The sequence below is a fragment of the Neobacillus pocheonensis genome (assembly GCF_050477905.1).
In the GTDB taxonomy this organism is placed as follows: Bacteria; Bacillota; Bacilli; order Bacillales; family Cytobacillaceae; genus Neobacillus; species Neobacillus pocheonensis_A.
In genome coordinates this window covers 126,809-152,528 of record NZ_JBCNAD010000023.1, presented here as the reverse complement: position 1 = coordinate 152,528, position 25,720 = coordinate 126,809, and the positions used below count along the sequence as shown (strand labels likewise).

The window sequence follows — 25,720 nt, the reverse complement described above, 5'->3', positions numbered from 1 at the left end:
GAAGAGGACACTCACGTGACATAACTGCAGGGATAAAAGGAGTTGGACGGATTGGCAAATTTCACGTAGATAATTTACGAGTTGTTCCAGAGATCCGGGTAAAAAGTGTATCAGATGTTGTAGTTTATCATCTTGATGCTTGGGCAAAATAAAAACATATCGAAGTGTAAACGATAGATTATTACGTAATATTAAATGATCCCGAAATTGATGCCGTATTTATTTGTTCACCAACAAATACACACACAACGATTATTAAAGAAGCTGCTGCAGCAGAAAAACATTTTTTCTGTGAAAAACCAGTGAGCTTCTCAATAGAGAAACGGAAGAAGCACTTGAGGCTGTTGAGAAAGCGGGAGTAAAGATTCAAGTTGGATTTAACCGCCGTTTTGATCCAAACTTTCGTAAAATCCATGGTCTTTTCCAAAATGGTACCCTCAAAAATTAGTTAGTTGAAAATGCCACCCTGGATAGACATTGGGTGTCATTATGTTTTAGCGGCTTTTGCCTATACTAGCTTTAGCAGTATGGACTGGATCAAAATTTGGAAGTGTTTTAAAAGAATTTGAAGGTTGGATATTTTATTTGAAAAGTAGGGTGAGCGTTTATGGAAATTGGTGTTGCTGCTTATCTTAAGAAGGTAAATAAAAGCTTGATATTAAGTAAAATTATTAAACAAGGGATAATCTCGAGGTCTGATTTAGCAAATATTACTAAATTAACAAAGGCAACAATTTCTGCACAGGTAGCAGATTTATTAGAGGAAGAGTTAATTATAGAATCTCACCAAGAGTATAACAATGTTGGAAGAAAGCCGATTATGCTTTCACTTAATCAGTATGCTGGTTACGCTTTAGGAATTGATCTGGATTATCGGAATATTACATTTACTGTATCTGATTTAAAGGGGACCCCGGTTTATTCTGATTATGTAGAAATAAAGGATTCGAACTATGATGAGATTCTTCATATCTTAATCATCAAAATTAGAGGATACCAAGAAAAATTTTCTCATAGTCGTTTTGGAATTGTTGGTGTTGCTATTGGAATTCATGGAACGGTGACGAATGACGAAACCATCTCTTTTGTTCCACAACATACGTGGTATAACAAGGACTTAAAGGGTGACCTCGAGAAAAATTTAAATACAGTCGTTTATGTTGAAAATAATGCAAATTTATGTGCATTTGCAGAAAAAGTATTTAATTTCCATCAAAGTAGGAACCTAATTAGTATTAATATGTATTCCGGAATAGGCCTAGGATTTTTAATCCACGGAGAACTGGTAAAAGGGTATCATGGATTCGCAGGAGAAATGGGCCACATGATTATTTCTCCTGATGGAAAACCTTGTAATTGCGGTAAATCCGGTTGTTGGGAGCTATATGCTTCTGAAGTTAGCTTTTTTAAAAATCTATCTAAAAAAATTGATAAACCAAATTTGACCTACGAGGATATCAAAAATCTTGTTATGGTAAGAAACCCAGCAGTTATAACTGAAATGGATGAGTTTACAAAGTATGTAACTATCGGCCTAAATAATATTATTAATATACTAAATCCTGAAACACTGGTGTTAAATAGTGAATTATTAAAACTGTTTCCTGAATCAATGAGTATAATTGAATCAAATTTAAAAACTTCGATTAGTAATTATAAAGAAATATTCATTTCCGATTTCGGTACAAATGCATGTGTAATGGGCGCGTATGCTCTAGCAATAAAGAATTTTTTAGATATTCCGGAGTTAAGTTTGACAATTAAACAGGATGTGTTGGTACCAAGTATTTAAAAAGATTTAAAAAGTCTATTGTGATTCCTCCTGGTGGAAACCCGATATAAATTAAAAATGTCCGAAGAAAACCGACAGATGTTAGTCCTGTCGGGTTATTCTTTTTGGATTTGGTGCCATGCTTGGTGCCCAAATTTTTAAAATTACAAATCACAAGAAAACACTAGAGAGTGAGAAAGCTTAATATATCAGTACTTGAGAGTACATTAAGATACTAGAAAAACAGGTTCCAGCAGTCTTCAAAACTGCCTGAGACCTGCGTGCCAGGTCTGGTGGGTTCGATTCCCACGCAGTCCCGCCAACTCAGTTATATCAAGGATTCTGACGAATTCCTTTCTTACATAGACCAGAGGGCACTCGGTCTTTTTTATTGTCCGGTCCACTTTAAGTACTATTCTTCTTTTCATGCTTCATGGAATCCTATTAAAATACATTATCTAAGGTGTCTTCCACAAATCCCTCAATGAAATCCATCTGGTGGATTATATATCCATTGCAAAAAACAAATCTTAAGGGTTCGACTTATAAGAATCTAAATTCATCATTGTGTACTTAATGAATTCTCTTTCTACAACAGTGGAATATTTATTTTTGGGTTGTATACAAATCAAATGTAGCGTTGGCATGTTTATTTTGTCCATATAAGGAATCAGGCGAATGTCTCCTTTTAATACCATAGGGTCTTGTTCCATTAAATCTGTGAAGAAACCCACTGCTAAATTATTTGATAGTACATTTTTAATTACATCATCGTTATTGGAATAGAATAAGATCTCTCCTTTCTCGTAATTGAAAAAAATATCCTCCCAAACTTTTTTGGCGAATTTTTCATTTCGAATAATCAAAATAAGCGAGAAACCTCACTAAGAGTTTCCGCAGATCCGAAAATTAAACCAAGATCAATTTGGTGATTTTTTACACTTTCTATAATAGCTTCAGTGCTATTTTCGTTAATTTCAACTTGAACATGAGGAAAATCCTTTTTAAAAGTGTTCAAAGTTTCAGGGAGAAACGTTGAGAAAAAAATAGGAGAGGAAGCTATAGACAAATTGCCTTTTACCTGATTTGAATGTTGTCCAATTTCTTTCAGCTCAGTAATTTTATTCATAATTTCATAGGACAATTTTAGTACAGTTTCTCCTGCCTCTGTACAAATGCTTCCTGAACGAGAGCGTTTAAAAATAGGTATTCCAAGTTCAGACTCGAAGTTTGTAATAGCTTGACCTATAGCAGAATGAGATACATGTAAGCTTTCAGCTGCTTTAGAGATTGTTCCTTTTTTTGCCACCTCAATAACATATTCAAGCTGCTCAATGTGCATTTTATTTTTCATCTCCTATTTAAAATTCATTTCACTCTTTCCTTATCCTTTTTATGTAATTAAAACTTACAGATATGTAGGTATCATTAACTTTATCTTTATTATCTATTATATTAGACTTTTCTTAAAAATTGTTTATCTTTAATTATACCACAATAATATACAAATCTGAATTTTTAAAAAAATAAGAAAACTAGTTGACGAAATAAAGAACCATTGTTAAAATGAAAAAAAGTAAAACTTGAATCACCTTTCAACTTAAAAGACATCCTGATTTCCCTCATTTTCCAAACCTGGACCGAAGATCATTAAAAAAGTGTCAGATTCCATCATTTGCAGAAGTTTTTTTGAACCTAGTTAGTTTTTATTCCAATACCTATAGGAGGGAGTTACTTTGGAATTTACTACTTAGAAAAATGTAAGTGCTTACATTTTAGAACTAATTGGAAATTTTTTTGTAAAAGATGTTTATCTAACAAAAGGAGGACGTAAAAATGACACTTAATCATTCACATGAGCAATTAAAGAACAATGCCCAGAATCCAGATTTCGATGTTGTGGTCGTGGGAGCTGGATTTGCCGGCTTGTATGCGCTTCATCATTTTCGCAACGAGCGGGGTTTTTCAGTACGAGTATATGATGCAGCCGGTGGTGTAGGGGGCACTTGGTATTGGAACCGTTATCCAGGGGCAAGGGTTGATATTGAAAGTGTGGAATACTCTTACTCTTTTTCTTATGAGCTCCAGCAGGAATGGGAATGGACGGAGAGATATCCTTCCCAGGCAGAGGTTTTGCGTTACCTCAACCATGTTGCTGATAGATTTGACTTGAACAAAGATATCCAACTAAATACGAGAGTAAATTCAACCATTTTTGATGAAGAAACAAACCAATGGGTCATCCAAACGGATCGTGGTGATCAAGTCAGGGCAAGGTACTGTATTATGGCAACGGGTTTTGTGTCAGCACCTAACAAACCAAACTTTAAAGGTCTCGAAACGTTTAAGGGGAAGCAGTATCATACCGCCAAATGGCCTCAAGAAGGTGTAGACTTTACCGGTCAAAAAGTAGGAGTAATCGGAACAGGTTCTTCAGGTGTTCAATCGATTCCATTTATTGCTAAACAGGCAGCGCAGCTGGTCGTGTTTCAGCGCACTCCTGGCTATATTGTGCCATTAAGAAACTGTCCAATGACACCAGAATATCGGAAATCAGTAAAGGGGAATTATGGTAAATGGCGAAGGACAGAGCGTAAAGCCTTTGGTGGGTATATCGCCCTTGATTTTAGTCCGGCAGAGCCAAATAAGAAGTTAGCCTTAGAGGTATCACCTGAGGAGCGTAGAGCAGATTTTGAGCGACGCTATCAATCAGGCGGGTTAAGCTACTATAATACCTTCCCAGACATCTTTACCACTAAAGAGGCAAATGATACGCTTATCGAATTCTTCCAGGAAAAGATGCGTGAACGAATAAATGATCCTGCCGTTGCAGAAAAACTAATACCAAAGAGCTATCCGATCCTAATGAAACGTTTGGTTGCGGACAATGGCTATTTAGAGACGTTTAATCGTGATAACGTTGCCTTGGTAGACGTCAAAGAAACGCCGATCGAAGAAATTACTCCTAATGGTGTTGTCGTAGATGGAAAAGAATATGAGTTTGATAGTCTTGTGTTTGCTACCGGATTTGACGCGGTCACCGGAGCGATGACAAGGATCGATATCCGCGGAAGAAACGGTAAATCTCTCAACGATCATTGGGTAAACGGACCAAGAAATTATCTGGGCCTGATGGTCGCTGAGTTTCCAAATCTTTTCATGCTAGACGGACCAGGAAGCCCTGGAGCGTTCTACCAACCGATTCTGCTATCCGAGTATCAGGTAAAATGGCTCGGTGACTGTTTTGAACATATGGAACAAAAGAATCTTACCTGTATTGAGCCAACGATTGAGGCAGAGAGTGAGTGGGTCGAGCACAGTGCGGAGATGGCGAATCGAACGCTATTACCTAAGGCCGACAGTTGGTATATGGGTGCAAACATTGAAGGTAAACCGCGTGTTAGTTTGATGTATATCGGTGGTTTTCCAAACTATAGCAGACAATGTAATACTTCGGCTGTACTAGGCTACAAAGGGTTTACCTTAACTGACCAGACAAAAACGACAGCTTTAAGTCTTTTACAATAACATACCGAGACTTTAATATAGGAAAAATATAAATAAAAATTATTTAATTGGAGGGATTTTCGTATGCCATATTTAAATGTCCAAATTTTAAGCGGTACGTCTAATGAACAAAAGGAAAAGTTGATTAGTGGAGTCACAAAAGTCGTACAGGAAGTGCTTGGGAGTAAGCCAGAGTCCACTTTTGTCGTGGTTCAGGAAGTAGAACGGGAGAACTGGGGGATTGGAGGTAAGTCCATTCAAAGTATCCTCCAAAATGCGAAATAATAGTTTGAGAGAAAATAACTGATCAAAAGTACCAATCCCAAAAATTCATAATCTCGCAATTTCTGGGATTGGTTTTTCTATAACCAAGATAATAGCAGAAAGATTCAGACAATTAATTGACGCAAATTCAGATGATTGTTAAAATTGAAATAAAACTTGATTCAACTTTCAAGTTTTATGAAAAGAGTGACATCATGGATAAAAATTTGGAACCCAAAACTAAAAGGGGCATGAAAACCAAACAAAAACTTCTTGATGCAGCGGAAATCGTCTTCGGAGAAAAAGGATTTCATCAAGCAGGTATTGTTGACATCACTCAGCATGCAAAAGTGGCCATGGGAACTTTTTATACTTATTTTGAATCGAAAGAAGCAATATTCAGAGACTTAGTCATGAGCATGCAGCGAAATATGAGAAGAGAAATCAAAAAAGGAACGATCGGGATCACAGACCGCATCGAATTGGAAAGAGCCGGTTTTAAGATCTTCTTTCGCTTTTTGCAGGAACATAAATACTTATTCCGAATTTTCCGTCAAGCGGAATTTGTAGATGTGGAACTTCATCGAAGTTATTTCGAAACGTTTTCAAAAGGCTATATTAGTGGGTTACGAGAATCAATGGAAAAAGGCGAAATCAAGACCTTCAATCCAGAGCTTCTTGTGTATAGCCTGATGGGGATTGTGGATTATGTTGGTATGAAGTGGGTTTTATGGGAACAACAAGAAATTTCGGATGAGTTCATCGATGAATTAATTTCCTTCATTAAGGATGGGATAGGAAAGTCTTGATCGATTCATAATATTTCTTTATTTACAGGAGGTAGCAGGATGGGCAATCAAGTTTCAGAGGAACATGACATTAGGCACAGTTATTCTTTGACCGAAGAACAAGAAATGATTAGGCAGAGTGTTCGCCGATTTGCTGAGGAGAAGGTTGCACCATTGGCTGGAGAAATAGAAGAAAGTGGTCATTACCCTGATGAGTTGATCCGCATGATGAATCAACAAGGAATTACAGGTCTTCCCTATGACACGGCCTATAATGGGGGAGGAGGAAGCTTGCTTACCATGTGTGTGGCCATCGAAGAGCTGGCTAAAGTTTGCGCCAATACTGCAATGGTTCCTACAACCCAGGAATTGGGAGCGATGCCGATTGTGGTTGGTGGTAATGAAGAGCAAAAGCGACGCTTTCTTCCTCAAATCGCAAGTGGTGCCGCAAGAGTATCCTTTGCCTTAACGGAACCAGATGCCGGTTCAGATGTGGCAGGGATGCAAACAAAAGCGATTTTTGATGGAGAGAACTATATCCTTAATGGATCGAAAAGATTTATCTCTTATGCGGATGTCGCCGATTTAATCTGCGTCTTTGCCAAAACTGATCCTTCAAAAGGGGCGAAAGGTGTCAGCGCTTTTGTTGTTGATAGACATTCACCAGGGGTGATCATCGGTAAAAAAGAAAACAAAATGGGTTTTCGGGCTCTTACTTCCTGCGAAGTGTATTTTGAAAACGTGGTTATTCCGGTTGAAAACAGACTGGGTAATGAGGGAGATGGCTTCAAGATTGCCATGAAGACATTGGACAAAACACGACCGCTTGTTGGCGTGATCGGGGTTGGGTTGGCACAAGGAGCACTGGATGCAGCCATCGCTTATACAAAGGATAGAAAACAGTTCGGTAAACCCATCTCTCAATTCCAAGGTCTTCAATGGATGATGGCCGATATGGCGATGCAGATTGAAGCGGCACGGCAGTTGGTGTATAAGGCAGCGTCTGTCATTGATAACGGTGAACCAGGTGGTCCGTTGTATGGCGCCATGGCCAAATGCTTTGCTACTGATACCGCCATGAAAGTCACTACAGATGCGATCCAGCTGCTTGGAGGAGTTGGCTACATGAAAGAGTTCCCAACAGAACGTTATTTTAGGCAGGCAAAGCTTTTACAAATTGTTGAAGGAACGAATCAAATTCAGCGGATTGTCATTTCTCAACAACTATTACAATAACGAAGAGTGTATAAGGTGAAGGAGGTATTACAAATGGAATTTGTTACGTTGGAAGTAAAAGAAGAACATATTGGGGTCGTTACCATTAACCGTCCGCCGGTCAATGCGATTAATGCACAAGCCTACCAGGAAATCACGGATACTTTTCATTCTATTAATCAAAGAGATGATATCAGAGTGGTCATCTTTCGAGCAGAAGGTGAAAAAGCCTTTATTGCCGGAAATGATTTAAATGAATTTTTAACGATGAAACCAGAGAATGCAGCGGAAAGAATGAAACAGGTTCGTGAGAGTTTTTGGTCCGTTTATGATTGCAGAGTCCCCGTTATTGGCGCCATTAATGGGTTTGCTCCTGGAACTGGACTTGCTTATGCTTCTGTTTGTGACATTCTCGTGGCATCAGAAAATGCTTCCTTTAGTTTGCCGGAGATCAATGTAGGCGTGATGGGGGGAGCGAAACATCTTTCCAGATTGGTCCCGCAAATGGTTGTTCGCTACATGCATTATACAGGGGAGCCGATGTCTGCTCAGAAAATGAAGGAGTATGGAGCGGTGCTGGAGGTAGTACCAAAAGAGCAGTTGTTCGATACAGCCCTAGCGATTGCTAGAAAAATTTCGAAAAAGAGCCCGATTGCCATCAAAATGGCTAAAAAGAGTCTCAATACGATTGAATATATGGACTTGAAAGAGGGGTATAAATTTGAGCAGGGATTGTCCGGTGAACTATCAGGCTACGAAGATTCAAAAGAAGCCGTTCGTGCCTTTTTTGAAAAAAGAGATCCAGTCTTTATTGGTAAATAGAAAAAGCGTGTGATGTTGAGTTTAAATAGGAATATCACAATTGTAAAATAGGTTCTATATATAAGCTTTTAATTGAAGGAGGAGTGTAGATGAGCCTGCCGCTGCCATCTTCTTTTCAGCATCGAACCATTCCGAACATTTTGAGATACCACGCACAAAAACAACCAGATAAAACCGCCGTGGTAGCCTGGAGTGGAAGGAAAAGAGAGAAAATGCGACTGAGCTATGCGGAACTCAACCAACTAACTGACAGTTTGGCGGCCGCATTTCAAAAGGTGAACATTCGAAAAGGTGATCCCATTGCCATACTTCTCGACAACGAGTCCGGAATGGAATGTATCCTTAGTTTGTATGCTGCTCAAAAAATAGGCGGTGTCATTGTCCCCATCAACACAAGATATTCTGAGCCAGAACTTCAATACATCTTAGAGAACTGCGAAGCACCCACCATTATTACCTCAGCTAATCTTGTTTCCAAGATTGAAAGAATCGCAAGCAAATGTCCTCAACTTCGCCGTATCATTGTTATTGATGATGCATCATCAGAGTCTTTCTCTTCATATGAAGATTTTCAATTATTATCTTTTCATAAACTGATAGAAGACGTTCGTACCTTTTCTGCTATATTGGTGAATGAAGAAGATGATGCGAGTATACTTTATACTTCTGGAACAACCGCACATCCAAAAGGGGTTATACATACCCATGCTAGTGCAGTAGCGACTGGTTTCTCAGTAGGAGAAGCACTAGGCTTAACAGATTCGGATGTTTACCAGAGTGCCTTTCCGTTCTTTACTAGTTCGGGATGTCATTTTAATTTATTTTCCGTCCTTGTTAAGGGTGCCACCATGGTGATGGACCGAAAATTTGATGTGGAAGAAACCTTACGAACGATGGAAGAAGAAAAAACCACTGTATATGTAGGGGTACCAGCCGTTTATACCTTTTTATTGGAATCTGGTAAGATCCGCCATTATCAGTTGAATTCTTTGCGATTACTGGATTATGGCGGTGCTCCTATGCCGAAGCAGGTCATCATGGACTTATATAAGGTTTTTCCATCGATAGAATTACGGCAAACTTATGGTTTAACGGAAGCAGGTCCTACTGGAACCTATTTGTCGGGTGAATATGCACTTGGAAAATTGGGTTCTGTCGGAAAACCGATGCCATTGGTTGAAGTAAAAATTGTCGATGAGCACGTTCAAGAAGTAGGTCCACATGTGGTGGGAGAGATTTGTTATCGTTCTCCTGCTAATATGAGGGGCTATCTTAAGAACGATAAGGCAACCCAAGAAACACTTCGTGATAATTGGGTTCATAGTGGGGATTTAGTTTTTCGGGATGAAGATGGATTCATCTTTCATGTGGATCGAAAAAAGGATATCGTCATTCGAGGAGGATTTAACATTTCCAGTTTGGAAGTTGAAAATTGCCTGTACCAGCATCCCGCTGTCCTCGAAGTCGCGGTTGTGGCAAAGCCACATAAGAATTTAGGTGAAGACATCAAGGCTTTTGTCGTACTTCGTACCGGAACAAATGCCACCATTGAAGAACTTATCCTATTTTGCCAGGAACGATTGGCCGATTTTAAGGTTCCGAGAGACGTCGAATTCATTGACTCTCTACCAAGAAACCCAATGGGAAAAGTGCTCAAGGTAGAGTTAAGGAAAAGGATCGAACAAATTAGTAGCAGTACCAAGTAGAAGATCGACTTGAAAACGTTATTAAAATAATTTTTTTAAAAAATCATTTTATTTGGAGGTCGTATCATGACTAAAGGAGTAAGAGTTACGGCGGTTGATTGTGGTCCTTTAAATGTTGAGAAAGGAATATTAATGACAGGGGCTACTGGAAAAATCGATGTCCCGTCCAGTGTGTATATCTTGGAACACCCAAAGCAGGGTGTCATTCTATACGATACGGGAATCAATTTTAATGTTGCTGATCCCGAGGCAGCAGCAAAGTACTGGGGTCCTGGAATGCGTGAGGCATTCGGCGTCAAAATGACACGAGAAGATGCCATTGATCGTCAGTTAATAAATTTAGGTTATAAGTTAGATGATGTCAAGTATGTCATTCAATCACATTTGCACTTGGATCACGCAGGAGGAATGTGCCATTTTCCAAACGCAACCTTTGTCGTGCAAAAAAACGAACTCCGCTATGCTTGGTGGCCTGATGCATGGCCAGGTTTAGTTTATTGTTTTAATGATTATAAGGATACTAGAGGATTTAATTTCTTACAGGTAAATGGAGATGTCGATTTATTTCATGATGGTACCATCAAACTGATTTCGACCCCTGGTCATACACCTGGACATCAAGCCATGATTGTCAGATTAGAAAATCGAGGTCCTGTATGTTTTGCGGCAGATACCGCACATCTAAAAGAAGCCTATCAAAATATGGCACCAATGCCGTATGATTGGAATACAGAAATTCTATCAGACTCGTATACGCGAATTCGCGTGCTGGAAAACGCAGGTGTACCTGTATATTTTTCCCATGATCCTAAGGATTTTGCAGAATTTCCGAGTAATGGTGAGTGGGCTGATTAATAGAACATTTTTTAGTTGAAGAGTAGCCAACACATAAATATTACATTGATAACAGTCACATGACTTTTTTGTGTGGTATTAAAAATAAATGAAGTAGTGGCTCTGTAAATAATGCAGGGCCTTTTATTATGGATTTTATTAAGATCATTTTTTGATGCGATATGGAAGAATATTAGGTGCTTTTGGTGACATGTTTGGTGCCCAAATTTTTAAAATTAGAAATCACAAGGAAACATCAAAAAGCAAGAAACCCTGATTTATCAGTACTTTAGGCTACAACAAGGTACTAGAAAAACAGATGCTAGCAAACTTCAAAACTGCTTGAGACCTGCGTGCCAGGTCTGGTGGGTTCGATTCCCACGCAGGACCGCCAACCTTGATATATAAGGATTTTTGAGGAATTTTCATGAAGTTAGTAAGGGAATTTTAGTATAGTTAAAAGTAGAATTATTGTCTGTGATCACAAATTGGTCACATGAATTTATAAATGGTATATATACTTATTTTATAAGCTGCTCGAATTGGTGAGCGGCTTCTTTTTGCATGTTTGGTAAAACGTGTGTATAGGTGTCCATTGTTATGCCGATTGTTGAATGACCTAATCTTTCAGAGACCACTTTAGGATGTACTCCTTGTTGCAATAATAAGGTAGCATGTGTATTGGGGAATGGAAGTGTTTGCGGATTCGTTTGGTGGTTGTATTTTAAAAATGACATACTGATTATTAAAAAAGTTTAAAAATTAATTATTGATATTGAAAAATATATAAATTATTATTTAAATAAATGAAATTTTTAAAATTATACAAAAGAGGGTGAGTTCCATAAAAAAGGTAGAAGAAGCCCCGCCGAATTTGGATGATCTTGATTTTGAGATTATTAAGCGGTTACAAACCGATGGCAGAACCTCCTATACAGAAATTTCAGAAGAACTGGGCATTACTGTGGGGACAGTGAGAAATCGAGTTCAAAGACTAATAGAAAACGAAGTTCTAAAAATTGTAGGTGTAGTTAATCCGTTTAAGACCGGAAGCCCTAGTGTTACTATTTTTGGAATGAAGGTTCGACTTAATTGTTTAGACAATATCATAAAAAAACTTGTTGCTATCCCAGAAGTGCGTTTCGTCGCGGCAGCAACAGGTGTCTATGATTTATATGTAGAAGTCATTACTTCATCCAATGAGGAACTTTATCGGGTTATTAAGAATAAAATAAGCCAAATTGATGGGATTGAATCCATCGATTCTTCCTTGCTTCTGGAAATCTACAAGCAAACATATGATTGGGGAGTTGGATCATAAGCTTTCCAAACAATTTGAGTCAAGAAAAGAGGGGGCGCCATGCAAGGCATCGTAGAAATTCTAAAGGGAAAACTAGCGGACATGCTTGAAACGTTAAAACAAATTGTAGAAAAAGAATCACCTACACTGGATAAAGAATTAACAGATCAACTTGCATCGTTTATTGCTAATTTATTTGAAGATTTAACTTCCGGGAAAGCATCCATTATTCAAAATGATCTTTATGGTAATCATATCAGAGGGGAATTTGGAAGCGGTGAAGAACAGATTCTCCTCCTGACACATTATGATACGGTTTGGCAAAAAGGTGATATAAAGGAAAAAATTCCTTTTAAAATAGAAGGAGACATCCTCTATGGACCAGGGGTCTTTGATATGAAAGGCGGCATAGTCCAGGGGTTATATGCATTGCAAGCACTGAAAGAAACAAATCAATTCTTAAACAAAAAGGTCGTCTTCTTATGTACATCGGATGAAGAGCTGGGAAGCCCATCATCTCAAAAACTAATCGAGGAAGAAGCGAAAAAAAGTAAATACGTACTAGTTTTAGAGCCGCCGATATCAAAACAGGGCGCCTTAAAGACTGCCAGAAAAGGCGTGGGAATATTCAAGCTGCATATTAAAGGCAGAGCGGCTCATGCCGGAGTGGAGCCTGAAAAAGGAATTAGTGCTATTCTAGAATTAAGTAAGCAAGTTACTTATTTACATGAATTAACCGATTACAGCAAAGGAACAACCGTCAATGTTGGAAAAATCTCTGGCGGGACAACTGTTAATGTCATTGCGGCAGAGGCTGAAGCAGATATAGATTTACGTGTAAAAACGAAAGCTGAATTTGAACGTATCATTCCTATCATCAAAAATCTTAAACCTAAAACTGCTGGTGTCGATGTAAAAGTTGCCGGCGGCATTAATCGTCCGCCATTTGAACGAACAGATCAAGTCATTTCCCTATTTAATATCGCAAAAAAAATAGCTAGGGATCACCTTGGTATTAATTTGGAAGAAAAAGAAACAGGTGGTGGAAGTGATGGTAACTTTACGGCACCATTCGCTCCAACACTGGATGGTTTAGGTGCAGTAGGGGACGGCGCTCATGCTCTTAATGAACACATTATTATTTCGGAAATGCCTAAAAGAAGTGCATTGCTCGCATTGTTGATTAAAGAGTTAGCTAATTAAGGAAATAGGGGGATTTAGATGAAGACCAATTTAGAATCTTTTAAAGGCCAACTAATTCAGGACGTAAATCAGGAGCTATTAATGGAATATACTCAAAACATTGCTTCAGAGGTTCGTCTATCAGGAACGGATGAAGAGCTCCGTGCATTTTATTATGTGAAAGCTAAGCTAGAGGAATTTGGCTTAGAAACGGAGTTAACTTTTAACGATGCCTACATTAGCCTTCCTGGACAAGCTGAACTAATGGTTAACGGACAAATCTTCCCATCCATTACCCATTCAATGGCTGTTTCCACAGATGAAACAGGGTTAGAAGGGGAGATTGTTTATGCAGGCAAGGCAGTAGCAGCAAACTATGAAAATCAGCCAGTAAGGGGAAAAATAGTCTTATTGGATGGTCTTGCTATTCCAGGTGCGGTACTTCAGGCGCAGCAAGCAGGTGCAAAAGCAATCATCTTTATTAACGCTGAATATACTCACGAAATGATTGTTTCACCTGTATGGGGAAATCCAACACGAGACACTTATAAGAATTTGCCTGTGATTCCGGTTGTATCTGTCAATTTTCATGATGGTCAAAAGATTAAAGAGATTGTAAAAAATCAGGCCAATTGTCAAGGATGGCTAAAAACGCAGGTGGATACGGGATGGAGAAAAATTCCAACTCTTACTGCTGACATACCATCCAATACGGATCAGAAACAGTATGTCTTATTTAGCGGTCATATTGATTCTTGGCATTATGGTGTAATGGATAACGGAACAGCAAATGCCACGATGTTGGAGGTTGCGCGGATTCTTTCTAATAACAAAGGCAATCTTCGTCGGTGCCTAAAGCTTGCCTTCTGGTCAGGCCACTCGCATGGACGTTATGCCGGATCCGCCTTATATTGTGATGAACATTGGGAAGACCTGCACGAAAATTGTGTGCTTCATATTAATATTGATTCAGTTGGCGGCACAGGAGCGACGATTTTAACGGAAGCCAATTGTATGGCAGAAACTAGAGATTTGGCCAAAAGGTCCATTAAGGAATTAACCGGAGATGATTTTGAGGGTTCTCGATTTGGAAGAGCCGGAGATCAATCCTTCTGGGGTCCTGGCGTTCCGTCACTTTTTATGGGGTTATCCGAACAGCCGCAGTCCAATAATCCAGCATCTGAAGCGTTTTCCCAATTATTTGGAGCTGGAAAAGCCGGCGGATTTGGCTGGTGGTGGCATACGACCGAGGATACACTGGACAAGATTTCCCCAGAAAACCTTGCCCGTGATTGCAAAATATATTTATCCATCGTTTATGATGCCTGTTCCTCTGAGATTCTTCCTGTAAGCCAATTGGCAGCAGTCGAAGAACTAGAAACATATATTAAGGACTATCAAAGAAAAACGAATGGCAAGCTGAATTTTAGTGTAACGGTTAACCGAATCGAGGAATTGAAAAAATGGTTGACAGAGTTTGGCAGTTTACTAGACTCGCCGCTTTCAAATGAACAAATTAGCCAAGTAAACAAAACAATAAAGGACCTTTCTAATATTTTAGTCACCCTTAATTATGTAAAAGGGGACAGATTTCAGCATGATACTGCCATGAAACAGCTGCCAATTCCACTTCTGGCTAATTGTGAGAGATTAGCAGACTTGAAAGCAGGAAGTCATGAATATCATCTCGTTTTAACAGAATTAAAACGGAATCTCAATAAAGTAAACTACTTATTTTTAGAAGCAATCCGGACCGTTAAGTTTGTTGTTGAGCAGGTTAGAAAATAATTAATAAGATAGGAAAAGGGAGAGATGGGTTCATCCATTTCTCCCTTTTTATATTAGATCTGTTAGGTTACACTGTCATTTTTAATTTTTCTTTCTTTTGTCCTATAGCCATCCCCAGGGTTATTTTCATTCCAACGACTAGTAACAAGGTTGTCACTCCAACAGTCGTATACCACCCAAAATACTCCCAAACAAACCCTAAAAGAAAGCTCCCCAGACTTCCTCCTGCATAATAGAAAAATAAATAGAGAGAGGAGGAACTGCCTTTTGCTTCTGTCGCGAGGATGCTTACCCAGTTTGTTGCAGCCGCGTGCACGAAGAAAAATCCAAAACAAAGAAGGATAAGGCCAATTAAAATCAATGGCAGCGATGTAAAAAGAGTAAGCAACACACCGATTAACATAATAAGAAGCCCTGTACACATCCGATTGGGTATACTCATAATGGAGTCTAGTTTACCTGATAATGTCGAACTAAATGTTCCTGCAAGGTAGGATAGATACAAAAGACCGATAATGCTAGATGACAGATGATATGGTGCCCCATGCAGATGGTAGGATAGATAATTAAACAATCCCATAAAAATAAAAAAGATGATGCCTGCAAGAAAATACGCCGATCTTAGTTCACGATTTTTTAGATGGCCGATAAAATGCCCTGAAACCACTCTAAGTTGCAACGCGTTTGGAGAAAAGTGTCTTGATTTCGGCAATGAAAAAACAAAGAACAGAAAGCAGAGGAACCCAATCGCACCCATTGTTAAATAGGCGTATCGCCACCCCCATAAATCCGAAGTGAACCCGCCAATGATTCTCCCGCCCATTCCCCCAATGGTGTTTCCGCTAATATATAGCCCGATGGCTACGCCTATGGCTTTTTTTTCAAATTCTTCCGCAATATATGCATAAGCAATAGCAGGTAAACAAGCCAGGGTAATCCCCTGGAGTGTTCGTAAAAAGAGAAGGAACCAGAAATCGGAAACAAAAAAAATCGCAATCGAAATTAAAGAGGAGGTCAAAAGTCCAAACGACATTAAGTTTTTACGGCCAATATGGTCTGAAATAGGACCAGCTATTAGTAAAAACAAACTTAATGACAAGGTAACAAGTGAAACGGTTAAGCTTGCCATAGCAGGAGAAACCTTAAATTCTTTAGATATTAACGGAAGTAACGGCTGTGTGAAATGCAAATTTGAAAATACGAGGAAAGACCCAAAACTAAGAGCAAGGGTTGCTTTCCAGAATTTGCAGGTTCGTTCCTTAATAAATGTATTTGTATTTTGCATGAAACTTCACGACCTTTATTTTCTAATCTTTAGTAAATGAAAATGCAATTTTTATGCCAATCATTTTGTTGATCTTAAACTGGCATAGAACTTGCAAGAATGATTAGCGATAACGAAAAGGAGGAATGAATATGAAAATTGTTTATGTACTTCCTGGACCTATAAGCCGCACAGAACAGGGTCGTCAAGAAATGCAGAGGAGATTAGAAGTCTTGCGCTCTTATGCAGCACCAGGTACTCATGTAGATATTGTCGATGTTGATGAAGGTCCTGCATCAATTGAATCATTATATGAGGAATATCTAAGCATACCAAATACAGTAGATCTCATGCTAGAAATGGAGAAAAAAGGGTATGATGCCGCCATTTTAGGCTGTTACGGAGACCCAGGTTTGGACGCGGTAAGAGAAGTAACGGAAAAAATGGTTGTCGTGGGACCTGGTGAAGCTGGTGTAATGGCAGCCGCAATGTGCGGTTACCGATTTTCCATCATCACGGTTACAAATAGCATGATCAATCCGCTTCATCATTTAGTCGAAAAAGCAGGGGTTGGCAAGAAATTGGCATCGGTTCGCGCCGTTGAAATTCCTGTTCTTGAACTTGCCAATGATCGAACCGGAACGATTCAAAAGCTTGTTGAAGAAGGAAAAAAAGCGATTCGAGAAGATCGGGCAGATACGCTGGTATTAGGCTGTATGTCAATGGGCTTCCTAAATGTAGCCGAAGAATTGTCCAAAGAATTAGGTGTCCCTGTGATAAATCCAGGCAAGACCGCCTTAAAAATCACGGAAGCATTAGTTGGAGCAGGGGTGTCACACTCTAAACTTGCTTATCTGACACCGCCAAAGATTTCATCAGGAACGGTTAGCACTTCCAAAGAATTGCTTGTGAAAAAGAACAAAATCGTGCAATAACTGGATACCTTTTTCTTTCCACTCAAATAGGGTAATTCTATCAAAGTCTAAATAACCCTAAAACAACCTAAATATTAAGAATAATAGAATAGAATTTAATTTTTACTTTATTAATTTTTTTAAGGAGGAAGTGTTTTGTACGAGGATGAAAGTGCTCACATATTAAAGGATTTGTTCAGGATAGGAAACTTTTTCGATGAGATAAACGAGGGGCAGTAACATGAATAGATTTCAATGGTTCATCGTTTGTTTTGTCAGCTTTATTCATTTTCTAGCTCTTTCTCATCGAATGGAAGTGGTTCCTTTCCTGGTCGATTTAAAAGATGTGTATCATGTAGGATATACCGAAGTAGGAGGGCTTTTATCCGCCTTTTTGCTTGGGTACGCCGTTTTCCAAATCCCTGCAGGAACTCTTGCAGACCGATATTCACCTATAGGGTTAATTGTAATTGGATTATCTGTGATGATGATTTCGTCAATCATCTTTTCGGTTACACATTCACTTTATCTGGCATTTTTTCTAAGGTTTATTATGGGGGCTTCAGCAGCAATGATATTTTCTCCAGCAATAAAGATGATATCAACTCATAGCCCTGAAGAAAAACGGGGCATTAGTATCGGCATACTGGAAGGTGCGGCAGGTATGGGATCGTTATTAACTTTAACTGTTTTTCCGATTCTCTCTGCCTACGTAGCATGGAATAAATTATTCCTGATTTTATCCATTCTCCTTTTGCCAACATTACTGTTATTCCTAAAAATCACAAAGGGTAAAAGCACTTCAGAAATGAAGGAAATGAACGGAATCACGCTAAAGGTTTTCTGGAATTTGTTTAAAGATAAAAAAATTCTTCGTCTCTTAGGAATTTCCTTTTTTGGGTTATTTGGACTATACGGTTTTCTTGCCTGGATGCCCACCTATTTGGAAACGGCTATGGGATATACGAAACAACAGACCGGTCTGATTATGGCCATCATGTTGGTCGCTCAAACCATTGGAGCCCCGCTTTCAGGCAAGCTTTCTGATTTGTTGGGGGAACGAAAATCCACTCTAATGATTGGATCCCTATTAGCGGCAGGAAGCTCATTATGGCTAATTTTTCTAAACGACCAGTGGATATATTTTACAGCCTTTGTTATTGGCACGGCAATTTCCTGGTCTTTGGCCCCGATGCTTACAATCGCCACTGAAATGGTTCATGTTAATATCGCAGGGTCGGTTATCAGTATTATGAACACAGTTGGCCAAATAGGGTCAGCGATTTCTGGATATGTATTTGGCATGCTCTATGATACGTTTGGAAGTTTCCAAATGATCTGGTTGGTTAGTTTTCTTGCTTGTCTGCTGCGGATTTTGTTTACTTTCGGAGAACTTGAAAATCATCGAGTAATAGAATCAGATAAAACAGAAATCAGTGTATAATTTTTTTTAACCGAATTTTCAGACATCCAAAACTAACAGAATTTGACAGTAAAGAAAACAAACCTTCAGACACCAAACCTGTCCCTAAAGAATCGCTTCAACCATTCTTTGAGGATGTGAAATAAAGGATAGGGGGAAGGAGGATTCCTTCCCCTTTTTATATGGAAATGATTCCTTGTAAATGATCCAAAAAAGAGAGCTCTCACGGTAAATGAAAGGGAATTTCATTGCCTGAGAATTGCAAAATTGGACGGGCTTTAAAATTAGGGTCAAAAATGAAGAAGTAGGTGAAGTACAAACGCCTAACTTAACCTAATTAACACCGAAATGATTTGAATATTAAAAAAAAAGCTAGTTAATAGATTGGCATAAAACTTGCATTATTGATTAGGTAAAGAGAAAGGGGTGCAACCATGAATGAAACAATTGAAAAAGTTGTAGATTCGATGGAGGAGGAAATTGTGTCGCTTTTACAAAAGCTGATTCAAATTCCTAGTGAAAATCCACCAGGAAACTACCAGGAAATTTGTGACTTTCTGGAAACAGAACTAGCTACTTTAGGTTTTGAGGTACAGGTTGTCAATGTACCTGATGAGGAGACTAGGAAGGCAAATCTGCCAACGCCGCGAAAAAATGTGATTGCTGTAATGAAAGGGGATGAGGGAGGAAAAAATTTAATTTTTAATTCTCATCTTGATACCGTTCCAGCTGGAGATTTTGAACAATGGAATTACCCTCCATTTTCAGGAGCCATAGCCAATGGTAAGGTATATGGTAGAGGAGCCACTGACTCGAAGGGCCGGTTGACAGCCTACATAATGGCGGCCGTAGCATTGAAGAGGTCCGGGATTCCTTTTAACGGGGATATCATCATTGCAGCTACCTGTGATGAAGAAACAGGCGGAGTATTAGGAGCAGGCTATGTGACGGATCAACAATTGGTGTCGGGTGAAATGGTAGTAGTGGAAGGCTATAGTAATAAAATCGTTAGGGCCATGGCTGGAGTTCTTCAACTAAGAATCAAATCAATAGGCCGTCCTGCTCATGCAGCTTTTAAATGGAAGGGAATTAATGCCGTTGAAAAAATGGCAAAGGTCATTCAAGGGTTAACTATCCTTCAGGAACAACTAAAGAATGAGCCATCAAAGATTGATGGAATGAACTGTACAAACGTCAATGTTGGAGTAATAAATGGGGGAACAAAGGTAAATGTTGTCCCAGGGTCTTGCGAGATAGAGGTTGATTTTCGGGTAATTCCTGAGCATTCCCTTGATGATACCTATAATCGAGTATATACCATGATTGAAAAGCTTCAGCTTGAAGATCCAGAAATGAACATTCATGTAGAGCGAGTTCCGGACTTTCAAACCAATCCAACAGTAACAGAAGCGAGTTCACCTTTAATTGAAGAATTGCAAGCGGCGATTCAAGAGGTAACAGGAACAACGCTGCCTGTAGTTGGCATGTTAGGGCAATCCGATACACGCTGGTTTATTCAAAATGGGATTCCGGGTATTAATTTTGGTCCTGGCACCAATAACAATAATATCCATGGTTATGATGAGTTCATGGATATCGAAGATTTAATTCAGACCACAAAAATTCTAACGGTTCTGGCAAAAAATTTTTGTGGAACGAAGGAATTGGTCAAGGAATAGGAAAATTTCACTACAATTATTCAGAATAATCAATAATTATAAGGGGTTGGAGAAGAATGAGTACATTTTTGGGATTAGGAATATCCAATTGGATGATCTGGGTGTCAATGGCTGTTTTTATTCTTGCTTATTTCATCGTATCAGAAGCGTTAAATAAAAAGGAGGATAGAGAATAATGGTTATAACAGTTCTGGTATTATATTTGCTGGCCGTTATTGCGATTGGATATTACATGAAATCCAAGATTCAAAATGAAATGGATTATTTAGCGGCTGGCGGTAAATTGGGAGTTGGGGTTGGAGGCGCAACACTTGCTGCCACCCAAATGAGTGCAGGTACCGCGATTGGTACCGTTGGTTTTCATTATCAAGTAGGCTACAACTTTGCATGGATTTGGCTGGCCATTTGGGCTTCATGGGTCATCATGGCGCTCTTTATTGCACCTAAAATGAAAGCATTCTTTAATACAAATAAAGCTTTAACGATTCCTGACCTATTAGGTACCCGCTATGAAAGTAATGCGATCCGAGTGATTTCTGTTATTATTTTACTTGTTTGTTTTGGGATGACGATTGTAGCGGAGCTGGTGGGTGGGTCTTATTTACTAAATGTCGTTTTTGACTTACCAACGGCATGGGGAGTTTTAATTATTGCTGCAGTATTTATTGCTTACACGGTCATGGGCGGATTATTTGCCATTGCCTATACGGATGTACTTCAAATGTGCGTATTTGCCATCGGATTTGCGATTGCCGTTCCTTTTGCTATATCTAAGGCTGGCGGATTTAATAAATTAAACGAAACATTAGCATCCATTGATCCTCATCTTATTGCCAACGGCATGCCACCAGGAGCGTTAACAGCAGTGGCGATTTCATTCTTTATCATGATGTTGGGTTATCCATTAATTGCGATCCGTTTTTATTCCATTAAAGATAATAAAACGATTCGTCGTGCTGTTGGAGTTTCGTTTATTTTTCAAGCCATTGTTGCGGTATCGGTAACTTTGCTCGGCGTTAGTGCCCGAGTGATTTTTCCAGATTTAGCCTCAGCAGACCTTGCAAGTTCAACTATGGCGATGAAATTGCTTCCTCCAGTACTTGGCGGTTTATTATTGGCAGCCATTCTAGCAGCCATTCAGTCAACAGTTAGTGCAACTTTACTAATGCTGGGAAGCGGAATTTCCCATGATATTATTAAACAAGTAATGAAAAAAGACTTAAGTGAAAAACAGAATTTAAAGATAACAAGAATTGTCGTTTTGATAATGGGGATTTTACCAATTCCGTTTGCTCTACATCCGCTGCCATTAATTCAGCAAATTTGGATTAATGCGGCTGCCCTGATTGGTTCGTCCTTCGCCGTCTCCATTTTCCTAGGGTTGTACTGGAAGCGGGCGACGACGGCTGGGGCGATTACATCCATGGTTGGCGGTATTGGAAGCGCCGTTCTTTGGTTATCGTTAGGCAATCCATTTGGCTTGGATGCGGTTTATATTAGCGTACCAGTAAGTCTATTAGGAATGGTGTTAGTAAGTTTATTGACGAAGCCGGTTTCAAAACAAGCATTAAAGCCATTTTTTAAAGATATCCAAGCTTCAGAATCTGAAAAAACCATCGCATTATAAATAAGGAGGAACTTGTTTTGCCTACCACAGATTTGAAGCAATTGCTTTTTAAATCAATTGAAGAAATTAGTAATTTATATAGAAAAAAAGAAGTGTCTCCTGTCGAGATTACGGAAGCAACATTAGAGCGTTTACAGAAATTAGAGCCAAAGCTGAATGCATTTGTTACGGTTCTCGCTGAACAAGCCTTAGTGAAAGCGAAAATGGCCGAGTCAGCTTTCATAAAAGGGGAAAAGGTTAGTAAGTTATTTGGCATTCCCGTATCGCTAAAGGATATTTTTATGACAAAGGGGATTCGAACATCTCTCGGATCCCGTATTTTACAAGATTTTGTTCCGGATGAAGATGCATTTGTCTATCAGGCATTACAGGATACGGGTGCGATTATTATAGGGAAAAACAATATGCTTGAATTTGCATACGGATCCGTACACCCTGATTATGGACAATGCAATAATCCATGGAATGTCAACCGTACAGCAGGAGGATCAAGTACAGGATCTGGCGCATCTGTTTCTGCCGGTATTGGATATGCTTCTATCGGAACGGATACTGGAGGCTCCATCCGTGTTCCAGCTTCCTTTTGCGGGGTTGTTGGACTGAAACCAACCTATGATACAGTTTCAAAACAAGGTTTGTTTCCTTTATCTCAATCTTTGGACCATATTGGGCCTCTGACAAGGACTGTCCGTGATAATGCGATTGTTCTGGAACAAATTTCTTCCCGCCGTTTTGACTTCGAGTCCCTGTTCTCGGGTGAAATTCGCGGAGTTAAAGTAGGTGTGATTAGGTCATTAACCGATACCATCACAAATCCGGAGGTTTCCAGGTTAATTGTTTCTGCCATTCAGCAGCTTAAGGAATTAGGTGCTCACCTTTACGATGTGGAGATACCAGGAATTGAATCGATTGAAGGAGCGGCAATGCCTATTGTCCTGGCAGAAGCTTCGGCTAATCATCAACAATGGTTTGCTTTGATGGAAAAGGATTATGCACCGAACACCTATGCCAACTTAAGGGAAGGCTATAAGGTGACAGCAGTAACTTATTTGGATGCGTTGGAACAGAAAAAACGGTTTACAAAAGCAGTGGATGAAGTGTTAAAACAGGTAGATGTGCTGATTTGTCCTACTGTACCATATCCAGCTACGGAAAAGGACCCTTCCTTTGAGGATGGAAATATCGATATTTCTCAGCGTACGATTCCATTTAATGTTAGTGGACATCCTGCTTTAACTGTGTCGGCAGGAAATACAGCTTCGGAAAATCTGCCGATTGGACTTCAAATCATTGGAAGCTATTATGATGAAGGAACGGTTTATCGTGTAGCCGATGCCTTCCAACAATCTAAAGGCGGCTACCAGCAGCCCCCGCTATAAAGGTGAAAAGGAAGACATAAGTAAAAAACAGCCGCTCGGCTGTTTTTATTTTTGGAAAATTCTACATTGACCAAAAAGTCAAAAAACATTACAATACCCTTTAAGATAGGTTGTTTTTGGGGGGATTAGGTTGCCTAAGATTTTAGCGGTCACAAAAGATAAACGTACCTTTAACTTGTTTGAAAAACAAATAACAGACTTTTTTAATGGGAAAGTGACGATTGTATCGAGCGAGCAATGTATGGATTATGGACCAATAGATGTCATCTTGTTGTCTAACAAAGAACTGCATAATGATTATTATCCTGAAGAAAAAGTCTTAATTGCCAGAAGGACCATTAACATTGCAAAACTTGAAGAATTAATCGCATTGCCTGCAGGAACAGAATGCCTAGTGGTGAATAACTTAGCCTCAACTGCCGCTGAAACAATCGATATTTTAGAAAACTTCGGGTTTGAATTGAAGTTCTACCCCTATTATCCTGGAATCAAAACGTATCAAAAAGTAGAAGTGGCGATTATTCCTGAGGCTCTTGAAATGGTTCCAAAAGGGATTAAGAGAATGATCGATATCGGGCTACGCCCATTAGACTTTTCAACCCTCATTGAACTCTCACTTAAATTAAACATCAATATAGATCGAGCAAATATTCAGTCTGCAAGGTACGTCCAGGAAATTATTAAATTAAGCAGAAAACTTTCTCATTCCTTTAAAGAGGTTGCCCATCTAAATCACCAATTAGATGCTATTCTAAACACTGTTCATGATGGAATCCTTGCAACGGATGACGAAAAAAACATTATTAAAATTAATCGTTCCGCAAAGTCCATGCTGGGAATTAATAGTTCAGAGAATGAGATTATCGGAAAGAAAGTTTCAGAGATACTCCCGAAATTACCATTGGAAAACCTTGTAAATGATGATCTATCACCAAATAATGATGTGATATCCTATAATGATAGAAAATTAATTATCAGCAATAGTTCTATTGTCGTGAATCAAGAAAGTATTGGAGATGTCACTGCCTTCCAGGATGTAACGCGAATTCAGGCTTTAGAGCAGGAAATCAGAAAAAAAATCCAAAAAAAAGGTTTTTCCTCAAAGTATTCGATTAAAGATATCATTGGCAAGAGTCCGCGAATTAACGATATTTTGCATATTATGGAAAAATTAGCAAAAACAGATAGAACTGTCTTAATTTTAGGGGAAAACGGAACAGGAAAAGAATTGTTCGCTCATTCTGTTCATCAATTATCTTCCCGTAAAAATGGCCCTTTCATCCCCGTAAATTTTGCAGGTTTGCCAGATTCCTTGGCCGAAAGCGAACTGTTCGGATATGAAGATGGGACATTTACAGGAGCAATAAAAGGAGGCAAACAAGGTCTTTTTGAATTAGCTCATAATGGGACCATCTTCCTGGATGAAATCGGGGATGCCCCCAAAAACCTACAGACGTTGCTCTTAAGAGTCCTGCAGGAGAAACAAGTGATGCGAGTCGGAGGAAGAAGCATCATCCCAATCAATGTCCGTGTCATTGCAGCAACAAATAAGGATTTAAAAAAGATGGTGGAAGAAGGAAGTTTTCGGGAAGATCTCTATTATCGGTTGTTTGTCTTACCATTAAGAGTACCACCGCTTAGAGATCGAAAAGAAGATATTCCGGAATTAATCAACCATTTTCTTCAACAGTTTTGTCCGGACATACCTATCATTTCGGATGATGTCATGGATGTGCTAGTAACCTACGATTGGCCTGGAAACGTAAGGGAACTGGCAAGTGTTGTGCAATACATGGTTACGGTAATGGAAAATAACTTCATAACGCTTCATGATTTACCAGAACAATTTCATAGAATGGAGCCCACTATAAAAATGGACGATAACCTATTGAAGTTGACCAAAGAGGGAGACTTGGTTGATTTTCATACCATTCTATCTTGTTTACTTGAAGCCATGCACGATCGCAAGAGTATAGGCAGAGGGAAAATTGTTTCCTTTGCTAAAGAAAAAGGGGTCCTTTTAACTGAACAACAGGTTCGTAGGAGAATGGAAACGTTAAGGGATCTTGGATTTATTCAATCTGGAACAAAAGGGCAGGGAAGCAGAATTTCTCAAATGGGTATGAATACCATGAAAGTAATGGAAAGAATGATAAAGGAAAACCATATGGCATTGCAAAGGCTGTCCTAATAGGACAGCCTTTTTAACCTATTAAACCCTAAAAACTCTCCCTCTTATTGGTAGAGTTCTCTGTTT

At 39.1% G+C, this 25,720-nt stretch carries 19 protein-coding genes and 2 pseudogenes; 18 read left to right on the top strand and 3 right to left on the bottom strand.

Translation table 11 applies throughout. The features are described 5' to 3' along the window. Positions 1-20: 20 nt before the first annotated feature. Both ABES02_RS13900 and ABES02_RS13895 read left to right on the top strand, forming a co-directional pair. Positions 21-433 (top strand): annotated as a pseudogene (locus tag ABES02_RS13900) (Gfo/Idh/MocA family oxidoreductase); the annotation flags it as partial. 174 nt (positions 434-607) lie between these two features. Next, entirely contained in the window at positions 608-1,792 is a 1,185-nt protein-coding gene (locus ABES02_RS13895) for an ROK family protein (RefSeq protein WP_430135675.1), read from the top strand. 841 nt (positions 1,793-2,633) lie between these two features. Here the strand turns inward: ABES02_RS13895 and ABES02_RS13890 are convergent. Then, positions 2,634-3,113, bottom strand: coding sequence for a LysR family transcriptional regulator (locus tag ABES02_RS13890; RefSeq protein WP_430135673.1), 480 nt, complete (start codon positions 3,111-3,113; stop codon positions 2,634-2,636). Between the two features lie 494 nt (positions 3,114-3,607). Here ABES02_RS13890 and ABES02_RS13885 point away from each other — a divergent pair, with 494 nt between their 5' ends. The 7 genes from ABES02_RS13885 (at position 3,608) to ABES02_RS13855 (ending at position 10,928) form a co-directional block, all read left to right on the top strand. Continuing rightward, positions 3,608-5,299, top strand: coding sequence for a flavin-containing monooxygenase (locus ABES02_RS13885; protein WP_430135670.1), 1,692 nt, complete (start codon positions 3,608-3,610; stop codon positions 5,297-5,299). Between the two features lie 63 nt (positions 5,300-5,362). After that, complete coding sequence (locus ABES02_RS13880) at positions 5,363-5,563, top strand: tautomerase family protein (protein WP_430135667.1); 201 nt, start codon at positions 5,363-5,365, stop codon at positions 5,561-5,563. Between the two features lie 194 nt (positions 5,564-5,757). Then, positions 5,758-6,351, top strand: coding sequence for a TetR/AcrR family transcriptional regulator (locus ABES02_RS13875; RefSeq protein WP_430135664.1), 594 nt, complete (start codon positions 5,758-5,760; stop codon positions 6,349-6,351). Positions 6,352-6,390: 39 nt separating this feature from the next. After that, a complete protein-coding gene (locus ABES02_RS13870) occupies positions 6,391-7,566 on the top strand; it encodes an acyl-CoA dehydrogenase family protein (RefSeq protein ID WP_430135662.1) in 1,176 nt (391 codons plus the stop codon). Positions 7,567-7,599: 33 nt separating this feature from the next. Next, on the top strand, positions 7,600-8,367 hold the full coding sequence (locus ABES02_RS13865; protein ID WP_430135661.1) for an enoyl-CoA hydratase-related protein: 768 nt from the start codon (positions 7,600-7,602) through the stop codon (positions 8,365-8,367). 89 nt (positions 8,368-8,456) lie between these two features. Next, entirely contained in the window at positions 8,457-10,073 is a 1,617-nt protein-coding gene (locus ABES02_RS13860; RefSeq protein ID WP_430135658.1) for a class I adenylate-forming enzyme family protein, read from the top strand. Positions 10,074-10,139: 66 nt separating this feature from the next. Continuing rightward, complete coding sequence (locus ABES02_RS13855; RefSeq protein ID WP_430135655.1) at positions 10,140-10,928, top strand: N-acyl homoserine lactonase family protein; 789 nt, start codon at positions 10,140-10,142, stop codon at positions 10,926-10,928. Positions 10,929-11,428: 500 nt separating this feature from the next. Here ABES02_RS13855 and ABES02_RS13850 read toward each other — a convergent pair. Further along, positions 11,429-11,590: pseudogene (locus ABES02_RS13850) on the bottom strand (site-specific integrase); the annotation flags it as partial. Between the two features lie 152 nt (positions 11,591-11,742). Here ABES02_RS13850 and ABES02_RS13845 point away from each other — a divergent pair. Genes ABES02_RS13845 through ABES02_RS13835 form a run of 3 tightly spaced genes read left to right on the top strand, consistent with a single transcriptional unit; the run spans position 11,743 to position 15,177 of the window. Next, complete coding sequence (locus ABES02_RS13845) at positions 11,743-12,228, top strand: Lrp/AsnC family transcriptional regulator (protein WP_430135653.1); 486 nt, start codon at positions 11,743-11,745, stop codon at positions 12,226-12,228. A gap of 39 nt (positions 12,229-12,267) precedes the next feature. After that, on the top strand, positions 12,268-13,410 hold the full coding sequence (locus ABES02_RS13840; RefSeq protein WP_430135651.1) for a M20 family metallopeptidase: 1,143 nt from the start codon (positions 12,268-12,270) through the stop codon (positions 13,408-13,410). Between the two features lie 18 nt (positions 13,411-13,428). Continuing rightward, a complete protein-coding gene (locus ABES02_RS13835) occupies positions 13,429-15,177 on the top strand; it encodes a M28 family peptidase (protein WP_430135649.1) in 1,749 nt (582 codons plus the stop codon). 67 nt (positions 15,178-15,244) lie between these two features. On the opposite strand, the gene ABES02_RS13830 is transcribed toward ABES02_RS13835, so the two are convergent. Then, positions 15,245-16,462 carry an MFS transporter gene (locus ABES02_RS13830; protein ID WP_430135646.1) on the bottom strand — a complete coding sequence of 406 codons (1,218 nt, stop codon included), beginning with the start codon at positions 16,460-16,462 and terminating at the stop codon, positions 15,245-15,247. Between the two features lie 131 nt (positions 16,463-16,593). On the opposite strand from ABES02_RS13830, the gene ABES02_RS13825 reads away from it, so the two are divergent. The 6 genes from ABES02_RS13825 (at position 16,594) to ABES02_RS13800 (ending at position 25,654) form a co-directional block, all read left to right on the top strand. Next, positions 16,594-17,376: an aspartate/glutamate racemase family protein gene (locus ABES02_RS13825; RefSeq protein WP_430135643.1), complete on the top strand. Its 783-nt coding sequence runs from the start codon at positions 16,594-16,596 to the stop codon at positions 17,374-17,376. Between the two features lie 220 nt (positions 17,377-17,596). Next, positions 17,597-18,799 (top strand): MFS transporter, encoded by a 1,203-nt coding sequence (locus tag ABES02_RS13820; protein ID WP_430135640.1) that lies wholly within the window; start codon positions 17,597-17,599, stop codon positions 18,797-18,799. 413 nt (positions 18,800-19,212) lie between these two features. Next, entirely contained in the window at positions 19,213-20,457 is a 1,245-nt protein-coding gene (locus tag ABES02_RS13815) for a M20 family metallopeptidase (protein ID WP_430135637.1), read from the top strand. 175 nt (positions 20,458-20,632) lie between these two features. After that, a complete protein-coding gene (locus tag ABES02_RS13810; protein WP_430135635.1) occupies positions 20,633-22,084 on the top strand; it encodes a sodium:solute symporter family protein in 1,452 nt (483 codons plus the stop codon). 17 nt (positions 22,085-22,101) lie between these two features. Then, positions 22,102-23,463 carry an amidase gene (locus ABES02_RS13805; RefSeq protein ID WP_430135632.1) on the top strand — a complete coding sequence of 454 codons (1,362 nt, stop codon included), beginning with the start codon at positions 22,102-22,104 and terminating at the stop codon, positions 23,461-23,463. A gap of 130 nt (positions 23,464-23,593) precedes the next feature. Further along, the gene (locus ABES02_RS13800; RefSeq protein WP_430135630.1) at positions 23,594-25,654 is read left to right on the top strand and encodes a sigma-54 interaction domain-containing protein; all 2,061 of its coding nucleotides are present in this window, start codon (positions 23,594-23,596) and stop codon (positions 25,652-25,654) included. The last annotated feature ends 66 nt before the right edge of the window (positions 25,655-25,720 follow it).